Origin of the sequence: Nocardioides sp. NPDC101246, assembly GCF_044767415.1 — a bacterium.
GTDB lineage: Bacteria > Actinomycetota > Actinomycetes > Propionibacteriales > Nocardioidaceae > Nocardioides.
Map to the genome: position 1 here is coordinate 132,818 of NZ_JBIWNX010000009.1, position 18,297 is coordinate 151,114.

Genomic DNA, 18,297 nt, shown 5'->3' on the forward strand with positions numbered 1-18,297 from the left:
CCCACTCTCCGGTCTTCGTTGTTAGGTTCGTGCGAGTCGTCCCGTCGCCTCGGCACGCGCGACGAGACACCGAACGCATCGGGAGGCCGGATGGCTGAGCAGTGGCACGAGAGGCTGGTACGTCTTCAGGCCGCCAAGGGCTGGAGCAACCGGGAGACGGCGATGCACTACATCGCACTGTCGCCGTTCCACGAAGAGACTCAGCTGGACTCGGTCATCGCGACGTTCAAGCGCTACCGGCGTGGGGAGATCGCCAACCCCTCGCCCGAGACTAAGCAGGCCATCGCAGCGATGTTCGACCTGCCGGTCGCCGACTTCTTCGCGCAGCGCCCGCTCGCGAACCAGAACGTCCCGGACCGGTTGAGCCCAACCGAGTTCACCGACCTGGTGGCCGCGCTGCGCATGCCGAAGGTGGGCGAGGCTCATCTAGCGCAGTCCGAGGCCGAGGTCGAACGCCTGTGCACCGCCTACTCGGCTCAAGACGCCCGGTCGCTGACCGTCGAGGTCGACGACTGGCTCAAGGAGCTCGCCTCTCTCGTACATGAAGGGCGGGTCTCCCTCGCCGGCCACGAACGCGTCATCCACCTCACCGGCTGGTTGTCGCTGCTCCGGGCGTGCCTGATGTGGGACCAGGGCGACGAGCAGGCCACCCACCAGGCCCGGGTCGCCGCCGAAGGTTTCGCCGCCGACTTGGGCGACAACGTGATGGCCGCGTGGACGTGGGAGATCCGCGCCTGGATGGCACTCACCCAGGGCGACATGCCCAACGTGATCGCCGCCGCCGACGCCGGCATTCGCTGCGCCCCCAATGCATCGGTCGCCGCGCAGCTTCATGCGCAGAAGGCCAAGGCGTACGCCCGGATGAAGGACAGCCACAAGACCGAGGTCGCCCTCGACCGCGTGCGCGAGGTCCTCGACAGCAACGACCTGCCGTCGAACGTACGCAATCACTTCAACGTCGACCCGACCAAGGCCTCCTTCTACGCGATGGACGCCTACCGCACCCTGCACGGCCGCGAACGCATGGCCGATGCCATGGCCGACACGGTCATCGCCACCAGCACCCGCCCGGACGGCACCGTCATCAGCCCGATGCGACTCGCCGAGGCGCAGCTGACCAAGGCGGTGCTGGCTGCTCGCGATGGCAGCCCGGTCACCGCACTCGAACTCGCTGAGGCCGCACTGAACCACGAACGGCGATCACAACCCAGCCTGTTGCTCGTCGCCGGCGAGGTTGCCCACGAGCTCGAGTACCGCTCCCCCGCCGACGGCGCCGACTTCCGCAACCACCTACGCGCCCTCAGCGCGCCGGGGGCGTAGATCCGCCGCCCGCGAAGTCACCAGTGCTCGTTGCACGCCTGGATGTGTAGCTCTGATTGTGCGTTGCGCTTGGCGCGATAGCGCCAGCGGTCGCCGATGTCGATCTCGGCGCAGCAATGAGTCTGGGGGTTCTCGTGGAGGTGGGCCGGGCACTCCTCGGCGAACCGCCGAATCTCGTTTGCCCGAAGCTCGAAGGCCCGCTGGCTGCCGACAACGAACAGCGTGTCCGCTGCCACGCGCCAATCGAGTCGGTCCCGGAACTCGCGGTGGAACTCCTGGCGGTGTTCCTCAACCGAGAATCTCGGGAACCCGCCTTCCGGGAGCGTGATCTTGTGGGGTCGGCCCTTGCCCAAGCCGCCACGCACCCGCTTCCAGCGCGAAACCGGAAAGGCCAAGCTGTGGTGTAGCAGCACGAGGTCGAGGCGACCCCCGTTGTACTCCTGCCCGCAAAGCGCCGGGCTCGATCGGAGCGGCAGATAGATCAGCGAGTGCCGAGACCGGGCGGCGAGCCACCAGGCGGCCGCCAGATCGAGCGATGCGCGCCTGTCTGCTGACAGATGCCAGCCGTGGTATCCATCGTGCAAGGACGCGTGCGCCAGGGTCTTCGCGGGCTGCACCACGCGATAGGTCTCTGCGCCGAGAGACACATGACTCAGTGTCGTGTGCCAGGTCTGGCCCGCTAGCTTCAATGCCCACTCCTCTCCCGTCCGACGCGCAGGAGAACTGTAGGGGGCACGCCGACCTCGCCACGACTGAGTTTCAACTGGTTTCGGCCGATCACGCTCGACCAGCACACGCCACCGGCGGCAACGCGCGGAAGCAGGCTGATCAGGCCGTACGCAGCAGCCTGAACTCGTGCCGCTGCAGCACCTGCAGAACTAGCTTGGCCGGATAGCCGAAGGCGTCCCGGCCGGCCTCGGACGGATAGGGCTCGATCGCGGAGACCTGATGCCACTGGCCGTCGACGAACAGCTCGCAGCCGCCGGCGGCGACGATGTTGCGGTACCAGTTGACGTCCTCGCCGTAGGTCAGCTCCGCGATGAACCCTTCCGGCACCCGCGCGACCATGATCGGCGTCTCGTACGTCTTCCCCGACTTCCGCCCAACGTGACGTACGAGCGAGAACGGGCCGTGGCCCGAGCGGGCCACCCGGGTCGTCACCCGGTTGAGCGTGTTCTTCAGCAGCCACAGCCACCTGCGACGCATCTCAGTCTCCTTCGAGCTTCAGGTTGACCATCGGCAGTCCCTCGACCTCGTGGCCGACCGCCGTCTCGATTGCGCCGCGTAGGCGCTGCCAGGCCTTCGGGTGTGCCTGCTGATAGCGACCCAGCGCGCCCGCGGACTCCTCCTCCGTGAGGAACCTCGCCTGCGTCGCGACGCTGTTTCGCGACCCGATGCTGACGCGGCAGACAGGCTCGGCACGAAGGTTCTGGTACCACTGCGCGCCGGTGCCGAATCCGCTCACCACCACGATCTCGTCCGCGCTCGGCCGCTCGACGACCTCGAGGCACACGTACCGCGGCGCCCCTGATCGGCGGCCAACATGCTCGAGCATCAGCATCCGGGAGCCGAAGAGCCACCCGGCGTTGTGTCGATAGAGCCAGATCGGAGCACGTACGACGGCGCGCGTCCGCAGCAGCCGGGATGCGATCGAGTCGATCATCGACGTCACGTCAGGGACCTTACTCACTCACCCTGTCGATCCGGTTCAAACCAGCAGAGCCAAGAGCTACGCTCCGAAGATGGCAACCCTCGAAGACCTCGCCCGGGTCATCGGCGAACTGCCCGAGGCCGCCGAGGGCGAGCGCTACGGACACCCGACCTGGTCCGTACGCGGCAAGAGCATCGCCTGGCTGCGCCCGTTCAGCAAGGCCGACATCAAACGCTTCGGCGACCAGACTCCCCCGGACCCACCGATCCTCGCAGTCAACACCGCCGACCTGCACGAGAAGGAAGGCGTCCTCGCCGCCGGCATCGACGGCGTCTTCACCATCGAGCACTTCAACAACTACCCCGCCGTGCTCATCGAGCTCAACGTCATCGCGCCAGGAGACCTCCGCGACCTGCTGGTCGACGCCTGGCTCGCCTCCGCCCCAGCTGAGTTGGTCGAGGCCTTCGACGGCTGAGTCACTGAGACGAACGACGATCGAGCCTAGTTGTCGCCGATCACTTCTGACCTCATCGCCTCTAGCAGAGCCGACTGCGCATCGACGAGCTCTACCAACCACCTGGTCAGTTCGGCGTCCAGCGAGTCTCGTCCGGTGGCCAGCTTCGCGAGTGGCGTCAGGTCAGGGGAATCGACACCCGAGAAGCGCTCATGGAGTTCACGGTTCGCGCCAAGACGTCCCGCGGTCGTATGCACGCGTGCGGCCGCCGAAAGGAACCTGTGATGAAGGTGCTTGACGCGATCGGATACGTACAGCTCCCATTGCTCAGGCCTGGGCTGCGGCCAGTGGTCGTAGTCGATCTCCTCGGCGCCCCCGTGCCGGCTTTGCTCCGCCTGCAGTCGGGAAGCCAGGGACGCAGCTCGAACCCACTGCAGGGTGGACTCATACGTCCCGCGCCTGGCTTCGTGCGCCGCTTGGAACTTGAGCTCTTGCAACTTCCGGCCGTACGACCACCGAGCTCCTAGCCAAGCGGTGATCAACCCCGCTAGAAGCCCCAGCAACGACGTCAGCAGTACTTCAGGGAGATTCATCGGCTCACTCCTATCGAAACCGCCGCGCGTGGTCGGAGCAGGATGTGTGCCCCGAGCAGCTCGTTCGCGGCGCCGAATCTTCGCTCCGCCGCGGTGGAGCCCATCGTCGCGTTTATCGTGTCGAGATCCGGACAGCCGGGTGCCCGATCCCCCAAGTTGGGTTCACCACGGCCACCCGATGGCCGCGTTAGTCCGGTAGGTGCTCCTCGAGCCAGGTCGCTCTTCGGTGAGCTGATGCGCGCGAGAGCCAAGCCTCCTGCACGACCTCGGCGAGCTCGTCAAAGCTGATCTCCCCAAGCCGGCCCGCTCGGACTAGGACCGACGGGTGGCCGTCGAAATGCGGAGTAGTGAAGAACGGCGAGGCCTCATCCTGCACCATGGCAAGCTTGTCACCCTCGTTAGGCACCCAGAAGACGATGACGTCCTCGTAGCGCTGGCCTGTGTCCGGGTCGAAAGCGTCAGGACGCGGATTCCGGAAGAAGACGAACGACTTTCCGCCCACTTGATAGATGGGCTTGTTCTGAGTGCCCGCGTAGACGCGGACGTGGGGCATGCCAAGGGCAAGTTCGTGCACGTCCTCGACCCGCGCCGGCCGGCCGCCTGTTCTCCTCACACAGTCAGATTAGGTGTCACGGTCAACGCGCGGGCGACCTCCGCGTGCGTCACTTCGCCCACTATGACGCCGGTGCATCCTGCCCTGGCGAGATGCACTGGTGCGAAATGAGTCTTTGCCATCGCGTCGACGGCAAGGCTGCGGGCTGCGGGTTGCGGGTTGCGGGTTGCGGCCAAACGACACCGTCGCTAGCGTTTCCGGATCTGATCCCAGATGGCTCCCTTGATCCACTCCACGGCAGCCGGCGAGTCGACACACCAACTGGAGATGGGGCCGGAACCGTGAAGGGTTCTTCCTGCGGGTGACCCCGTGGTTGCGGCGGGAACACGCGCCGGGCTAGAAACCTTAAAGGGGAAGGTAGCCACGGAAGATCACGCCATCTATGACCATGCGGACACACTCTGCGAGGGCTGATTCGAGATCAGCGCGCCGCTCCCTAGGCGCTACCTTCAAGAAGGCGTCAACATTCCCTGTCCCGCTGACTTGGAAGTCCGAGTCCCAAGCACCCGCGTGAGCAACTTGGTTCCTCACTGTTGTCCAGTGCTGGCAGAGCTCCCAAAGAGGGGCATGGGAGCAGAATCCATCCTCGTCGATGTCGCCCCGGAAACGACACAGGCCAGCGATAACCATGTAGACGGCTCCGCGAGCTTCCTTAGTCGTGTATGGCTTGCCGTTGGACTGTAAGAGTTGCTGCCCCTGGGCGTCCAGCACGGCGACCTTCACCCCGAGCGAGCCCTTGGACATTCCTTCCAGAAGATTGAAGTAGCGGAGCACACGGTACTCCCAGCGGCGCTCAGCGCGAGCGTCGTTCATCTGAGATAACCAAAGCGAAACGCGTGGATCGGCCTGCATGTGGCTCCACTGCTGCAGCAAGTCTTGCGTGCTCTCGCCCGCGATGAACCCGCCGGCGAGGTTTCCTGTGTATTGAGACCTCGGCGGGTCAACCCAGCCACGGATCGAGGCCGGGTCTTCGGGATCAAGAACCACTAGCGCGATCACCTGAGGCCTTGCACTCCGGTTGAACCCCAGAAGGTCAGTCATCCGAGACGCCAAGTCGCGGGCAAACGGCACCACCATCTCAGCCGTGTCCGCCCGTACATCGCTGAACTTTAGGGCAACGCAGGGCAGACCTCTGTCAGAGGGCGCCTGAGCCGAAAACGTGCGACCGAAGAGCTCGCTGGTCACGTTGCTGAGGTAGCTGACCGTCTCCTGTTCGCTGCCAAGCGCCTGCTGTAGTGCGTAGACCTCGATGCCAGGAACCCTGGTGCTCTGAGTGAGCAAGAGTCCCTCGACCAACGCAACCGCGCGAAAGGATCGGACTGCGGTCGTCGCATCGGGAGCAGTCAGGGGCTGCGCGAAATAGGCTTCACGCGCTACCCGAAGCTCCCCAGGGCGGTCAGGAGTGCATTGCCAACCCTCAGAACCGTGTGTAAAGAACACCTCGTCTAGCTCGATCGCAGATCCGCTTTCGTCCTGTGCTCGCACTTCAAGGCAGTCGTCCGAGTTGATAATGCTGTAATCAAGGGAGATGGCGAGTGCTGCCCGGCCGGCCGCGACGGTTGCCTCACCGGACCCGAACCAGTGGACGTCAGCCGGCCCATGCCGAACCAAAGTCACTTGGAGTGGCGATGTTGGAGTCGGCGGGCCGAACTGAATGAGCGTGGGGTTCGCGCCCTCCATCACAACGTGCATACGACGTCCAATCTTCCGCTGGGCAATGAGGCGACGGCGCCAGGGCGACGCTGCGGCCACAAGCCCGCCACCAACTGACGGGTCGATGACCTTGCACTCAGCGGCCGCGAAGGAAACTTCATTCCGCCGCTTGAGTGCCGCGGCACAAGCCCCGGAGACTGACTAGGCCTTGCGGACCCGTCTTATTGTGCACGAGTTCCGAGCCCACAACGTCCTATGGATCGGCGATGCCGGACTCGGAATCGTCGACAACTACTGTGTTGTTAACCTCGATCGGCTTGGCGTCATCCCCAGGCAATAGCGCAGGCACGGCGCCCACAGCACCCAACGTCGTCACGATGGCCATCCACGCCGCCCCGATCCGTGGTGCCCATTTGGTCCCCGCAATTCGGTCCCACAGGTCATGCTCGCGCTGTGCCGCGCCAAACAGGCTATTGGCCGCGAGTTCCAGTCCGCCGCTGCCGGTGATGAGCGCGTCGATGAGCGCCCTTTCCACATCTCGCAGCCGCGCGACGATGTACCGCTTGAGAACTCGGTCCAAGTCCTCATCTCCGAGGATTTCCGCGATGAGTTCGCGCACCTGGTCAATGTGGTCCTTCACCTCAGGTTCGGCCACGATCCTCTCGAACCGATGCGTTGACAGCATCGCGTCAAGCATGCGAAGGCACTGCCAGCCAGTCCCCTGGATCTGGCCAAACATGGCCTGCATCGCGTTGGATGGCAGGACGGTGAACTGATCGAGCGCAGTCTCAATCTCGCCAAAGTGCGTGAGCATGACCTCGGGGTGGTACGCGTCTGGTAACTGCTCGGCTTCATGGCGAACGTCCTGCGCCAACTGCATCAGCATCGCGCCGCGACGCATACACTCCACACGGTCGACCGCGCGGCCGGCGTCGAGCCCCCAGACCTTGCACCATTCGCCCATCGCGGACTGGTTCATCTCCCGCTGCTGGCCCTTCTCCAACCAGTAGACCAGCCGACCCGCCGGGTTGTTTAAGTTCGCCACAGGGCAGAGCCTACGGAGTCCAACCGACAGTCGTGAGTCCTTCGCGGCTGGACTCACCGGAGACTCGCCCATGCGCTTTGCATCACGCGGGGAGGCCGCCCTCCCGCCTGCGTCATTCCGCCGCTTGCCGGGCGCACGGAGCATCTGCAGATGACAGTTCAAGTCCCCAGGCCGCGTTACCCCTGGGGCCGCAGGTCGAGCAGGAACCCGCGGAGTCGTGACGACTCACTTGGGTCAGGCAACCTTTCGCAAGCAGCGATCCTCTCGCCCCATTCCCAGTCAGCCCACCCGAGAGCATCGCGGACGCCCGTGGCGATCCACTCCTGACGGTCGATGTCAGCCGAAGCCAGTGCAGCGGCGATGACGGTGAGAGCCGCCGAGCCTCCGCGGTGCGTGAGAGCCTCCACCGTCTTTCGAGTGACAACCGTATCGTCGGGGTCGAGCACCAACTGGCGCAAGCGCTCAGGTGCCTGGGGCGAATCAACGAGGGAGGCCAGCGCGACTCCAGCGTCCGCGCGGTCGTGGTAGTCGGGGCTTAGCGACATCGCAATCAGTGCATCGACTGCCGCATCTCTCGCCGTCATGTCCACCCTCACCTTGCATCCTCTCCCCACCCGGGAGAAGCACCGAGCACGGACCGCGCTTGCCCAGAGCCGCGCGACTCAGTCACCCACGGAACCTCATCGATGGTCCGAGCGAGTTCAGCAGCGCTGGAGCGGACTTCCACCGGTCCTGAGGTGGCGAGTGCGCTCAACTTTGGCCGGAGTGATGCGATCACCGGTTGCAGCACAGTCAGGTCGTGCACGGCGCCGTCGGCGGTCCGGTAGTCCGAAACGCCCGCAACGAATAGATAGCAGTCTGTCAGGACCTCGATCACCCCATCCAAGGCCCAGGCGTCGAGGTACGGAAACATTTCGACGAGAAGTTCGCCGCCCCTCACCATGGCCAAGGAAGGCGTGCCGCTGTGGTTGTGCCCGAGGGCTCCAAGCAGCGCCCAGACAGCACGTTGGCGTGTTTCCTCGTCGAACACCTCAAGAAGTTGCTCGAAGGCTGGAACAACACGCGACGCCTCATAGTCCCAGAGATGGTTCTCGGCGGGAATGCTGAACCTTGACCAGTCTGTGGCACGGACTTCCGCCATCACTTGGGCAACTGATGAAGACATGCCCCGCATCATGCCTGTCTCCGAGGCCCGCCAGACACGCGGATCCGAGCTTCCATACCGCGAAACGAACGCGTCACACCGCCGCGAACGGGTCAGGCCGCTCTCGGCGAGAGAAACACGTGGGCCAAACGGTCGCGACCTCCTACCTTTGCAGGGTGATCGAGTACGGCAGAAGGACACGACGACTCCCCGCTCCACCGAGGGTCGTCTGGGCCGACTTGGCCCACCCCAAGCGCGAAGGCACCCGCTCCTGGCTCGCGCTCCTGCCCGATGAGGTCGAGCCCGAAGTCTTCGACACGGATCCACCGAAGCACCTCATCTGGTCCTCACTCTGGCCGAGTCGACCCGACGACCACGTCGTGTTCGAGCTCGCAGATCATCACGGCGAGTCGGCGCTGACATTCATCCTCCTCAGTGCCGGCGACCCGCCCGACGACAGCAAGACCGGGCACATCCGCAAGAGAATGAACCAGCTGCTGTTCGCCGATCTGCGCTACTCGTACGGCCAATAAACCCCGGCGGCCTCCGGCGCGTCACTCCGCCGCGTGCAGGGTTCACACAGAGGTGTGAGGGCCTGCTTCACCGCAGGGTGCCCGATCGGAACTGCGTCGAGGTCAAACTGACATGAGCCAGTCGAGGAGCACGACGGCATTTGCCCGCCAGAGCTCGATGGCGATCTTTGGCAGCGACGGATCCATGAACAGATCGTCGCATTGGAGTGCTCTGACATTCGCCTGCCGCGCGCCCGCCTGCTGCCCCAGCGGTGGGAGACTGCGCCTGTGGCGATTGCAACCGAGCTTGAGGACCGCTGGCTCCTCGGGCTTCGTGATGCGGCGGTCGAGTCCGCCCTCAGTGAAGAGTTCCGGCTCTTCGTCGCGTTTGTGGGACGGGCCGAGCTCACGATCGAAGGCGCAGCGACACTCGGGCCGACGGCTCGCTCCGCAGAACGGCTCGATCTATGGGCTAATCCGTCTGCGACGGCCGACTCGTTCAGTGGATTGGTTGGTCACACGGTTCTGTCAGCCGTCGCATTCAAGACTGGACATCTGCGCATTGTGTTCAGTCCTGGAATAGTCCTGCGGGTCCCGGCAGACGATCGCTACGAGCCCTGGCAATTCGCGTTCCCGTCCGGGCATCTCCTGGTGTCAATGCCAGGCGGCGGACTCTCCACTTGGTCAGGGAGCTAGTGCCCGCTCCTGCCGCGAAGCGAGCGTCTTTCCGCCGCGTGTCGGCGCGGGTGAGCCGGGTTACCGCGGCACATCAACAGCCCGTACTCGTTACTGCGCGCAGCGATCACCAACACCCTCGACGCAGGTGTTCCGCTCCGTGAACCCCAGATCCTGGCCGGGCAGGCGGACCCCAGAACGAACAAGCACTACGACCGCGCCCGCAGGAACCTCGACCCCACGGAGTCCACTTCCTCACTGCCTACGTCGCCGGCGCCTGACCGCTGAGCAGGGGCACGTCCACTTCGCCCAGATGGGGCATGACTCCGCACATCAGCGGCAGTTCGATGGGTTATGGCTTTCTTTCCTGCGTCTTTGGCCGACTTCGGCCACGGCTCCATGACTCTGGGCGACGGGACGAAAGCCTTGGGCACTCGTCCACTGATGGCCCTGCTTGTCGACTGGGACAGCAATCCGAGCAAGATCGCGACTTTCCACGGGCTGGGCTACTACGAGCAGTTGGCGTTCGGCAACCCGGCGCCGCCGTTCTCGACGGCCAACCCGGTCAACCCGGCCAGCCTCTCCGACTACTTTCGGGAGAACAGCCTGGGCCGATTCAATTACACCCGGGTGGGCCTGTTCGAGGTCACGATGGGATCAACGATTCCGGACGGGGTGCCGTCCAAACGCTGCAGGCAGGTGCTGGAGAAGTTTCCGCCCAACATGCTCGCGCAGCACAACGTCGACGCTGACGCCATGCTCGAGGAGAGCGAGCTCAGCATCGTGATGGTGGAGAACTTCGCCGGCGCCTTGCCGGGCATCGCCTTCAACGAGGTCTTCACCCTGACCGGCAGCACCACCCCCTTCCTCCCTGACGGCATCCAGGTTCGGATCCGATTGGCGGGAGGCGGCCCCCTGACACCCTTCTATCAGCTGGCCCACGAGACTTCCCACCTGCTGCGCACGATCGACATGTACAACATGGGCCAGCAGCCCAACAACGGCAACGTGCTGATGACGCTGATGAGCTCGTTCTCCTTCACCAGCGACGATCAGGTCATCGTGCACCTCGACATGTGGCACAAGATGCAGCTCGGCTGGGCGGAACCACGCCGGTTCGCGCTCAAGAGCCAACGGTCCGAGGACGTACGCGACGACACCGCCGACGGGGCCTTCATCCTCTGGGACGAGAGCCGGCGGGACAGCGAGTACTTCCTGGTCGAGCGCCGCAGGTCCGCCGGGCCGGCCCGGCGCTACGACGCCGACTTCCCCGGTGACGGTGTCTGCGTCTGGCGAGTGCAGAAGTCGACCCCGAACGGACCCATCGTCCAGAACCTGCGCCCGCCGGACCTGCTGGCCGGCGTCCAGGGAGTCTGGCAGGTGGGCCAGGAGACGCCCCCACTTGCCTGGTCCGACGGGACGACGACAAACGTGACCCTCAAGTTCGCCGCGGCCCCGGACGGCCGGGTGCGCGTCTCCTGGGGTGAGGCGCTGACCCACGACAGCTCGGTGCGGCACCTGCGGCTGTTCCACGGAGGCAACGGCTCCGACGGCGTCGGTGGTCTCACCCGGCAAGGGGTCTTCTTCGGGGTGACGACCGAAGGCAACCTGGAGTGGAACCGCTACAACGGCCAGGGCGAGCAGGCCGGTGACCCGCTGGCCCTCCAGTCGTGGTCCCCCAACACCGGGAACCTGATCGGCCGCGGGTTCGCTCACCTGAAGCAGGTCGTCGGCGCCGGGGACGGGGTGATCTTGGTCGTCCAAACCGACGGGACGCTGCGCTGGTTCGGCTACGACGGCAACGGCGAGCCCGACATCACCGGCGCCGCGGGGTTCGTACCGAACTCCGGCAACACCATCCGCAGCGGGTTCGGGAACGTGACCAAGATGTTCGTCGCGCCGCGCCTCGGCATCGGCATCCAGGGGATGAACATCTTCACCGTCGAGACCGATGGCTTCCTGCGCTGGTACCGGTACACGGGCAACGGCGAGCACGACCCGGGCGGCACGATGGGCTGGCACCCCAACTCGGGAAACATCGTCGGGCAGGGCTGGCAGGGCGTACGCCTGGTGTACGCCTCGGCGAACGTGTTCTTCGTGGTCACCGAGGACAACCTGCTGCGCTGGTACTCCTACTCCGGCAACGGTGAGGAGGACCCGTCCGGCGTACTGGGCTGGGCCTCGAACACCAGCAACCCGATCGGCCGCGGGTTCGGTGATGTGGTGCACCTCTTCGGCGGGGTCACCAATCAGGGTGGCTTCGGGCACAGCATGTTCGCAGTCAACCGGGCCGGGGACCTCCGCTGGTTCCACTACCGAGGTCAGGGCGAACGGGACGAGACCGGCGCGAGCGGGTTCATCGCTCGCTCGGGAAACGTCATCGGCACCGGCTGGTGACGAGCCCCCTGTCTGGGAGGACACTGACGTAAGGGGAGTCCTTTGAAGCGAGGAGCCGAGGATGAGTCGCCAGATGACCATCACGATCCACGATCCTGATGAGGAGCGTCTCGATGAGCTCAGTTCGGTCTTGCGCCGGGAGCTGCTGGACCTCGGCGTCGATGATGTCGAGCGCGCGAGCGCGGGCGAGGCGCCTACCGGCGCCCGTGGCATCGACGTCGGGGCGATCGGAGTTCTGCTCGTGGCCTTCCAAGAGCCGCTGGTCGCCGTGACCGCCATCGTGGGGGTGATCCGGGGGTGGGTGTCGTCTACTCGCGGGGCCCGCGCGGTCGAGCTCACCATCGGCGGCCAGACACTCAAGATCGACTCGGCGTCGCTGGAGCAGCAGGATCGACTCATCGATGAGTTCGTCGCGGCCCTGCACCGTTCAGGGGAGCCGGACCCACCTGCTTCCTCACCGGTGCCATGACCGCGGGGCGGCGCAGCGCCCTGGTGGTGGCGAACGACACGTACCACGACCAGCGGTTGAGCAGGCTTCGCGCGCCCGCCAGCGACGCCGAGCAACTGGCAGGCGTGCTCCGGAACGCCGAGATCGGGGGCTTTGATGTCGAGGTGTCACTCAACGAGCCGGAGCATGTGGTCCGACGCAAGGTCTCGAGCTTCTTCGATGACCGCGGGCCTGACGATCTCCTCCTGCTGCATCTTTCGTGCCACGGGGTGAAGGACGAGGACGGGAGGCTCTACTTCGCTACGCCGGACACCGAGGTCGACCACCTGGACGCCACGTCCCTGCCCGCCGACTACGTGAACAGGCAGATGACGAGGAGTCGATCCCGGCGCATCGTGCTGTTCCTGGACTGCTGCTACAGCGGCGCGTTCGCGCGCGGGAAGATGAATCGCGGCGATGAGCGCATGGACATCATGGAGCGTTTCGATGGCCGCGGGCGGATCGTGCTGACGGCGTCGAGCGCGATGGAGTACTCATTCGAGGGGGACCAGCTTGCCGGCCAGGGCAAGCCGTCGGTGTTCACCTCGGCTCTGGTCGAGGGTCTGGCCACTGGCGAGGCGGACCTGGATCGTGACGGCCTTGTGTCAGTCGACGAGCTGTACGACTTCGCCTTCGACCGGGTGCGGACCGTCACGCCGTCGCAGACTCCGGGCAAGTGGGTCTTCGACGTCCAAGGGGACTTCTACATCGCCCGCAGCAACCGCCCACCTGAACCGGTGGACCTGTTGGCCGACCTGCGTGGTGCCATCTCGAGTCCCTTCACCAACGTACGTCTCGGTGCGGTGGAGGAGCTGGCCGCGTTGCTGGACGAGGCGGACTCGGCTCGCGCCGCCGCGGCCCGCATGGCGCTGGACGACATGGCTGAGCACGACACAGAGCGTCTCGTACGAGGGTCGGCCGAACGAGCTCGCCGACCCGCCGAGCCCCCGCCGCCACCGCCACCGCCACCGCCACCGCCACCGGCCACCCCGGAGCAGCCGACGGTCGCGCCGCCGCCACCCGACACACCCGCACCGGCGGCCGAAGCCGCTGTCGCGCGCGAACCCGAGCCCGAGCCCCGCCCGCGGCCGGTGGCGGCTACCGAGCCCCAGCCCGCCGCGTGGGTTCCCGCCGTCGCGTCACTCGCTGCCGTGGGGCTGCTGGCCGCGATTCCGTTGCCGTTGCTGGCCGAGGCCCCGACGTCTTGGAACTCGTTCGCGGTCGTCACGCCGTTCGAGGTGGCGATTGCCGCCCTTGCTCTCCTCGTCGCTGCGAGTCAGCTCCGCCGTCAGCAGCTGGCCACCGCCAACGCAGCGGGACTGTTCATCGTGGTCGGGATCCTCCTGGGCGCCGCCGGGATCGGACTGGTGAAGTTCTCCCTCGAGGACATCGGCGCCGTCGGTGTCGTACTGAGTCTCCTTGTCGTGTGCGGCGCAGCGGGGGCTGTCGTGGCAGGCCGGGCGTGCCTGAGCGTGTCGTCGCGGGATCGCGACCTCGGTCTCGTCGAGCCCGTCTGGCTGGTAGTGGCCTTGGCGGGCGCCGGACTGGCCATCCTCGCGCTGTTCATCCCGTACGACGGCTTCAGCTCGTACTGGACCGAGGTCGAGGAAGGCGCAAGCGCCGAGTACGTCTTCGAGCCAGCGGCAGTGGTCGGTTGCCTGGCCCTCGGCATCCTGTCTCTCTCCTCCCGTCGTCGGTTCGCCACCGCCGTCCTGATCTCTACCGGCGCCCTCACCGCAGTCCACTACGTCGGGGTCGTCATCGCGTCCTGGCAGGCGATCGGCGAGGAAGGCGAGGTGGGTTCCGCCGGGTGGGTCGGCATCGCCGGAGGCCTGCTGGCCGCCTTCGCCGCATGGCAGATCCAGCAGTCGTTGACACGGGGCGGCGCGGGGTCCGGCACGACCTGACCCGGATTCGCCGAGGTGGGGCCGGGGACCGACGAACGGGCTATTGCATCCTCGCCTCGGAGGGCGTAGGCAGGGAGTAACCGGCAGTGCCGGACCGGGCGCTGCCCCGTCCCGAGAGGAGTGGGCCGTGTACGCGCGTTCCACCACATTCCAAGGCAGGCCCGCCAACATCGACGCGGGCATCACGTTCGTCAACACCGAGGTCGGGCCCATGCTCGACCAGGTCGAGGGCTGTCGCGGTCTCTCGATGCTGGTCGACCGCGAGACCGGACACTGCATCGCCACCAGCTCCTGGGAGAACGAAGCGACCATGCTCGCCAGCGACGAGCAGCTGCGCCCGATCCGCGACCGCGGCCGAGACATCCTGGGCGGCACCATGCAGGTCGACGAGTGGGAGATCGAGGTCATGCACCGCACCCACCACGGCGAGTGCTGCCGAGCCAGCTGGCTGCAGGGTGACCTCGCCGCGATGACGGAGATCTTCCGCGTCGGGATCCTTCCCGAGCTCGAGCAGACTCCCGGCTTCTGCAGCGCGAGCCTGCTCGTGAACCGGTCGAGCGGCCTGGGCTGCGCGACCACCGCCTGGGAGACCCGCGCCGCGATGGAGGCCAGCCGCTCGGCGGCTGACGACATGCGCAGCCGGGCCGCCGGCGAGGCGGGCGGCGAGATCCTCGACGTGCACGAGTTCGACCTCGCCTACGCACACCTGCACGTCCCCGAGATGGCTTGAGGACGACCTCAGCCGGTTGGGAGCGATCAGCGACGTACGACGGCCGCTTCCGTGAGACTGATCTTCGCCACCTCTTCGATCTCGACCGGCTGGTCTCCGCGTACGCGGTGGATCTTCACCACGACCTCGGTGGGTGAGGTCTCGAACTCGAGGAAGTGCTTGAAGAACGGCGGCTCGTCGAGGGAGTAGATCTCGGAGACGAATCTCTGGATCGGCCCGAAGGGCGGGTTCAGGCCGGGGAAAGCGATCTGCGCGCGACGTCTGGTGCGCCGATCGACGCCCTCGACGACGGCGGGTTCGCCACCCATCTCCTCCTGCTCGGCCTCGATGATGGACGTCGCGTCCGCCTCGCTGATGAAGTCGAACGGAGTCGGGCCACCCGGGCGGTAGCGGGGACTCACCCACGCCTTGGGGTCCGCGATCAGCAAGTAGGCGCCGACGAACACCAGGTGAGCGAGGAGGACAGCCGCGCCGACCGCGACGACGGTGAAGAGGGCGCCGCCGACCGCCACGGCCGGCCACCATGTCCTGAGGTCGTCGGCGAGACGGCCGGGATCCTCGAAGCCCAGAACGTCGAGCACGCCCGGCTCCGCCGCTCCCAGCAGAAAGCCCCCGAGGGCCAGGACGACCACGATCATCAGCGGCGCGTACAGGAGCTCGTGCTCCCGGCGTACCCAGTCGATGACCAGCAGGCCGATCGCTGTCACCGTGATGAGCGTCGGCAGGGCGAAGGCGGCTCGCATCCAGTCCGAGTCGAAGGCGCCGGCGACCCACGCCCAGAGCACCAGCGTCACGGGCGCGGCAAGGAACACGAGGGGCTGAACCATCCAACGCCGCCAGCTGAGCCAGGCCTGCGCCCGGCGTACGGGATCGTCTCGCAGGTGGCGGGTCAGGAGATCCGGGGCCAGAAGCGCTGCGAGCACCACCACCGCGATCACCGCCAGCGGCACGAGTCCGAGCAGGCCGCTGAAGAACAGCAGGGTCCGGCCCTCGCCGCTCAGCACGCGCAACATCTCGCCGAACACGACGGCCGCCTGCGCGAGCACGGCCCACACGACCGAGCGCTCGAGCCAGCTCGCCGCTCTCGCGCCGTTCACGGTGGTGACCATCCGTCTGCGCCACCCGACGATCCCCACGATGGCGTAGATGCCGACCGCGACGACCAGGAGCCAGGGCACCGTGCGTCCGTCGTCCGAGCCTCGTCCCGCCAAGGCCCACGGCACCAGAGCCAGGACCACGAGAGCCGCCAGTACGCACCCGAACGCGACGTGATGCCAACGGGTGACCGTCTCGACAGGGCTCCACCATCTCGACCAGCGCATGCACCAGGCGTTCAGGCAGATCCACAGGGTGCAGGACCCGTACAGCGCCAGCAGCGCTCCGGACGCATCAGGCAGGTACTGGTGCAGGAACAGCGAGGCCAACACCCCCATGACCAGCGCTTCAAGACACACGAGCAGGCGGCGTAGGAAGCGGCTGCGGCCGGGACGCTGCGGCAGCTGGTGCAGCAGCATCAGCACCATCATCGCGGCGATGGCCACTCCCCCGGCGCCGGCGAGCCACGGGCCCAAGGCCACGCCAGCTCCGAACAGCACGACGGTCAGCAGCAGCCGCCAGATGCTGGGGACCAGCTGCTGGGCGAAGTACGACAGCGACTCCGCCGACCGCGGGAAGAGCTTGGTCGGCCGGAATCGTAGATCGGCTCGCGCGTCCGCGGCGGCCGTCCGGATGGGATGGGTGGCGTGCGTGTACGCGCCGCCGCCACCACTGACGAAGTGCCACAGGCCGTCGCGCGAGCTGCCCTCGCTCTGCGGGTCGTACAGCTGGAAGTTGTGCGTGTCACCGCCCAGCGTCGCGACGTAGCGGCGCTTGGTCTCGGCTACCACGTCGTAGACGGTCTTGCCGGGTCGTCCGGAGACATCACGCTTGTGGCGCTCACCGTTGACGAGCAGCGGCTTGCCGGTCATCAGGATCTTCGGGATCTCACCACGCAGCGAGCTCAGCCAGTCGAACTGCGGCCCGTCGATCATCCCGTCGATACCGGTGTCGATGCACACCAGGTCCACATGCTCGGTCTCGATGACGAAGTACGGCCCTGGCTGCAGCCGAGCCTCTAGTGCCGGGCGGCCCTCGTCGGCCGGCTCTCCCCATCGCGCCGGCGCGGTGGTGCCGGCCGGTTCGCTGGGCGTACGCCACATGCTCCGGCCGAACCGGTCCCGGATCAGCTGCCGCGGCCCGAGGGTGTCGTCGAACGACGGCGCCAGGAGATCGCTGGGCCAGGTCGGAGGTTCGTTCGCCGCGTACAGGAACTGGTGGGCGAAGCCGTAGAGGCCGTCGTACCAATCGTGGTTGCCCGGAATCGCGTAGATCGGAACGCTCTCGGGAAGCGCGAACCTGTCCCGCACGTCGACGGGCGCCCGCAGGCCCTGCACCCGGTTCGCCCGGTACGGCTTGTAGAAACCGTCCACGTAGTCGTTGACGTTGCCCGACGGGTAGATCACGTCGCTCAGGACGAGCACGAAGCCGGCTTGTCGCTGTTCCACGCGCCCATGCCGGTCCAGGCGCTCGGCCGCGGCTCGGGCCAGGGCGGGCGCGACCACGTACTGGGACGGGTCCTGCTCGCCGGTGTCGCCGATGACCAGGAACCTCGAGACCCCCGGGCGACGTATCGTCAGGTCCTCGTCGTTCTTCGTCCAGTGCGCACGCAGGTTCTCGACGAGCCCTTGCGTACCTCGCCCCAAGATGTCGTTGACCGAGTCGACGAGGGAGCGTGCAGTGATCCAGGAGAGGCTGTTCCACTTGGTCGGGTCGCTCTGCAGATAGGCCTTCGTAAGCCCCCAGTCCGTGGTTCCGGTCTCGGTGTCATCGCCCTGAGCCATGGACATCCCTTCCGTAGGACGGAACTGGTCGGTGTGGACCCCGCGCGACCGCATGCAACAGGTGTAGACAGATCGCCACCCGGCAGATCGGTAGCGCGTGGTACTCCCCCAGATTGGCGTATGACAACACGTCGACGCCGGACAGATGATGAAAATCCAACCCCCCGAACGCCAACCGAATCTCGGTGCCACGGCAGGTCAGGGTCAGGGGCACCGAAGACGGAAGCCCGGCGAGGC

At 66.4% G+C, this 18,297-nt stretch carries 18 protein-coding genes; 8 read left to right on the top strand and 10 right to left on the bottom strand.

Annotation, left to right across the window (positions count from 1 at the left end; translation table 11 throughout):
* Positions 1 to 90 precede the first annotated feature (90 nt).
* Positions 91 to 1,320 carry a hypothetical protein gene (locus ACIRON_RS18040; protein WP_402993993.1) on the top strand — a complete coding sequence of 410 codons (1,230 nt, stop codon included), beginning with the start codon at positions 91 to 93 and terminating at the stop codon, positions 1,318 to 1,320.
* A 17-nt stretch (positions 1,321 to 1,337) separates the two neighbouring features.
* On the opposite strand, the gene ACIRON_RS18045 is transcribed toward ACIRON_RS18040, so the two are convergent.
* The 3 genes from ACIRON_RS18045 to ACIRON_RS18055 all read right to left on the bottom strand — a co-directional run bounded on the left by ACIRON_RS18045 (position 1,338) and on the right by ACIRON_RS18055 (position 2,983).
* Positions 1,338 to 1,967 carry a hypothetical protein gene (locus ACIRON_RS18045; RefSeq protein ID WP_402993995.1) on the bottom strand — a complete coding sequence of 210 codons (630 nt, stop codon included), beginning with the start codon at positions 1,965 to 1,967 and terminating at the stop codon, positions 1,338 to 1,340.
* Between the two features lie 181 nt (positions 1,968 to 2,148).
* Positions 2,149 to 2,526, bottom strand: coding sequence for a nitroreductase family deazaflavin-dependent oxidoreductase (locus tag ACIRON_RS18050; protein ID WP_402993997.1), 378 nt, complete (start codon positions 2,524 to 2,526; stop codon positions 2,149 to 2,151).
* 1 nt (position 2,527) lies between these two features.
* Positions 2,528 to 2,983 (bottom strand): nitroreductase family deazaflavin-dependent oxidoreductase, encoded by a 456-nt coding sequence (locus tag ACIRON_RS18055; protein ID WP_402994264.1) that lies wholly within the window; start codon positions 2,981 to 2,983, stop codon positions 2,528 to 2,530.
* A gap of 79 nt (positions 2,984 to 3,062) precedes the next feature.
* Here ACIRON_RS18055 and ACIRON_RS18060 point away from each other — a divergent pair, with 79 nt between their 5' ends.
* Positions 3,063 to 3,446 carry an MmcQ/YjbR family DNA-binding protein gene (locus tag ACIRON_RS18060; protein ID WP_402993999.1) on the top strand — a complete coding sequence of 128 codons (384 nt, stop codon included), beginning with the start codon at positions 3,063 to 3,065 and terminating at the stop codon, positions 3,444 to 3,446.
* A gap of 26 nt (positions 3,447 to 3,472) precedes the next feature.
* Here ACIRON_RS18060 and ACIRON_RS18065 read toward each other — a convergent pair whose 3' ends face one another.
* From ACIRON_RS18065 to ACIRON_RS18090, 6 genes are all read right to left on the bottom strand, one after another.
* Positions 3,473 to 4,018 carry a hypothetical protein gene (locus tag ACIRON_RS18065; protein WP_402994001.1) on the bottom strand — a complete coding sequence of 182 codons (546 nt, stop codon included), beginning with the start codon at positions 4,016 to 4,018 and terminating at the stop codon, positions 3,473 to 3,475.
* 187 nt (positions 4,019 to 4,205) lie between these two features.
* Positions 4,206 to 4,631: an MmcQ/YjbR family DNA-binding protein gene (locus tag ACIRON_RS18070; protein ID WP_402994003.1), complete on the bottom strand. Its 426-nt coding sequence runs from the start codon at positions 4,629 to 4,631 to the stop codon at positions 4,206 to 4,208.
* 345 nt (positions 4,632 to 4,976) lie between these two features.
* Entirely contained in the window at positions 4,977 to 5,912 is a 936-nt protein-coding gene (locus ACIRON_RS18075; protein ID WP_402994004.1) for a hypothetical protein, read from the bottom strand.
* 625 nt (positions 5,913 to 6,537) lie between these two features.
* Positions 6,538 to 7,329 (bottom strand): hypothetical protein, encoded by a 792-nt coding sequence (locus ACIRON_RS18080; protein ID WP_402994006.1) that lies wholly within the window; start codon positions 7,327 to 7,329, stop codon positions 6,538 to 6,540.
* A 176-nt stretch (positions 7,330 to 7,505) separates the two neighbouring features.
* Positions 7,506 to 7,925 carry a hypothetical protein gene (locus tag ACIRON_RS18085; protein WP_402994008.1) on the bottom strand — a complete coding sequence of 140 codons (420 nt, stop codon included), beginning with the start codon at positions 7,923 to 7,925 and terminating at the stop codon, positions 7,506 to 7,508.
* Positions 7,922 to 8,494 carry a hypothetical protein gene (locus ACIRON_RS18090; RefSeq protein ID WP_402994010.1) on the bottom strand — a complete coding sequence of 191 codons (573 nt, stop codon included), beginning with the start codon at positions 8,492 to 8,494 and terminating at the stop codon, positions 7,922 to 7,924. Before ACIRON_RS18090 ends, ACIRON_RS18085 begins: the two co-directional genes overlap by 4 nt.
* 218 nt (positions 8,495 to 8,712) lie before the next feature.
* Between ACIRON_RS18090 and ACIRON_RS18095 the strand changes: the two genes are divergently transcribed.
* The 6 genes from ACIRON_RS18095 to ACIRON_RS18120 all read left to right on the top strand — a co-directional run bounded on the left by ACIRON_RS18095 (position 8,713) and on the right by ACIRON_RS18120 (position 15,181).
* Positions 8,713 to 9,006 carry a hypothetical protein gene (locus tag ACIRON_RS18095; RefSeq protein ID WP_402994012.1) on the top strand — a complete coding sequence of 98 codons (294 nt, stop codon included), beginning with the start codon at positions 8,713 to 8,715 and terminating at the stop codon, positions 9,004 to 9,006.
* Between the two features lie 267 nt (positions 9,007 to 9,273).
* Complete coding sequence (locus ACIRON_RS18100) at positions 9,274 to 9,681, top strand: DUF6188 family protein (RefSeq protein ID WP_402994014.1); 408 nt, start codon at positions 9,274 to 9,276, stop codon at positions 9,679 to 9,681.
* Between the two features lie 423 nt (positions 9,682 to 10,104).
* Positions 10,105 to 12,057 (top strand): hypothetical protein, encoded by a 1,953-nt coding sequence (locus ACIRON_RS18105; protein WP_402994016.1) that lies wholly within the window; start codon positions 10,105 to 10,107, stop codon positions 12,055 to 12,057.
* 61 nt (positions 12,058 to 12,118) lie between these two features.
* Positions 12,119 to 12,526, top strand: coding sequence for a hypothetical protein (locus ACIRON_RS18110; protein ID WP_402994018.1), 408 nt, complete (start codon positions 12,119 to 12,121; stop codon positions 12,524 to 12,526).
* Positions 12,523 to 14,451 carry a caspase domain-containing protein gene (locus ACIRON_RS18115; RefSeq protein ID WP_402994020.1) on the top strand — a complete coding sequence of 643 codons (1,929 nt, stop codon included), beginning with the start codon at positions 12,523 to 12,525 and terminating at the stop codon, positions 14,449 to 14,451. The genes ACIRON_RS18110 and ACIRON_RS18115 overlap by 4 nt, the downstream gene beginning before the upstream one ends.
* 127 nt (positions 14,452 to 14,578) lie before the next feature.
* The gene (locus tag ACIRON_RS18120; RefSeq protein ID WP_402994022.1) at positions 14,579 to 15,181 is read left to right on the top strand and encodes a hypothetical protein; all 603 of its coding nucleotides are present in this window, start codon (positions 14,579 to 14,581) and stop codon (positions 15,179 to 15,181) included.
* Between the two features lie 26 nt (positions 15,182 to 15,207).
* Here ACIRON_RS18120 and ACIRON_RS18125 read toward each other — a convergent pair whose 3' ends face one another.
* Positions 15,208 to 18,060: a metallophosphoesterase gene (locus tag ACIRON_RS18125; RefSeq protein ID WP_402994024.1), complete on the bottom strand. Its 2,853-nt coding sequence runs from the start codon at positions 18,058 to 18,060 to the stop codon at positions 15,208 to 15,210.
* Positions 18,061 to 18,297: the final 237 nt, after the last annotated feature.

Excerpts from the sequence above, each read along its gene's own strand:
- ACIRON_RS18040 (WP_402993993.1), top strand. The coding sequence starts at position 91 with ATGGCTGAGCAGTGGCACGAGAGGCTGGTACGTCTTCAGGCCGCCAAG.
- ACIRON_RS18110 (WP_402994018.1), top strand. The coding sequence starts at position 12,119 with ATGAGTCGCCAGATGACCATCACGATCCACGATCCTGATGAGGAGCGT.
- ACIRON_RS18105 (WP_402994016.1), top strand. The coding sequence starts at position 10,105 with ATGGCCCTGCTTGTCGACTGGGACAGCAATCCGAGCAAGATCGCGACT.
- ACIRON_RS18115 (WP_402994020.1), top strand. The coding sequence starts at position 12,523 with ATGACCGCGGGGCGGCGCAGCGCCCTGGTGGTGGCGAACGACACGTAC.
- ACIRON_RS18050 (WP_402993997.1), bottom strand. The coding sequence starts at position 2,526 with ATGCGTCGCAGGTGGCTGTGGCTGCTGAAGAACACGCTCAACCGGGTG.
- ACIRON_RS18125 (WP_402994024.1), bottom strand. The coding sequence starts at position 18,060 with ATGGCTCAGGGCGATGACACCGAGACCGGAACCACGGACTGGGGGCTT.
- ACIRON_RS18055 (WP_402994264.1), bottom strand. The coding sequence starts at position 2,983 with ATGATCGACTCGATCGCATCCCGGCTGCTGCGGACGCGCGCCGTCGTA.
- ACIRON_RS18090 (WP_402994010.1), bottom strand. The coding sequence starts at position 8,494 with ATGTCTTCATCAGTTGCCCAAGTGATGGCGGAAGTCCGTGCCACAGAC.
- ACIRON_RS18065 (WP_402994001.1), bottom strand. The coding sequence starts at position 4,018 with ATGAATCTCCCTGAAGTACTGCTGACGTCGTTGCTGGGGCTTCTAGCG.
- ACIRON_RS18060 (WP_402993999.1), top strand. The coding sequence starts at position 3,063 with ATGGCAACCCTCGAAGACCTCGCCCGGGTCATCGGCGAACTGCCCGAG.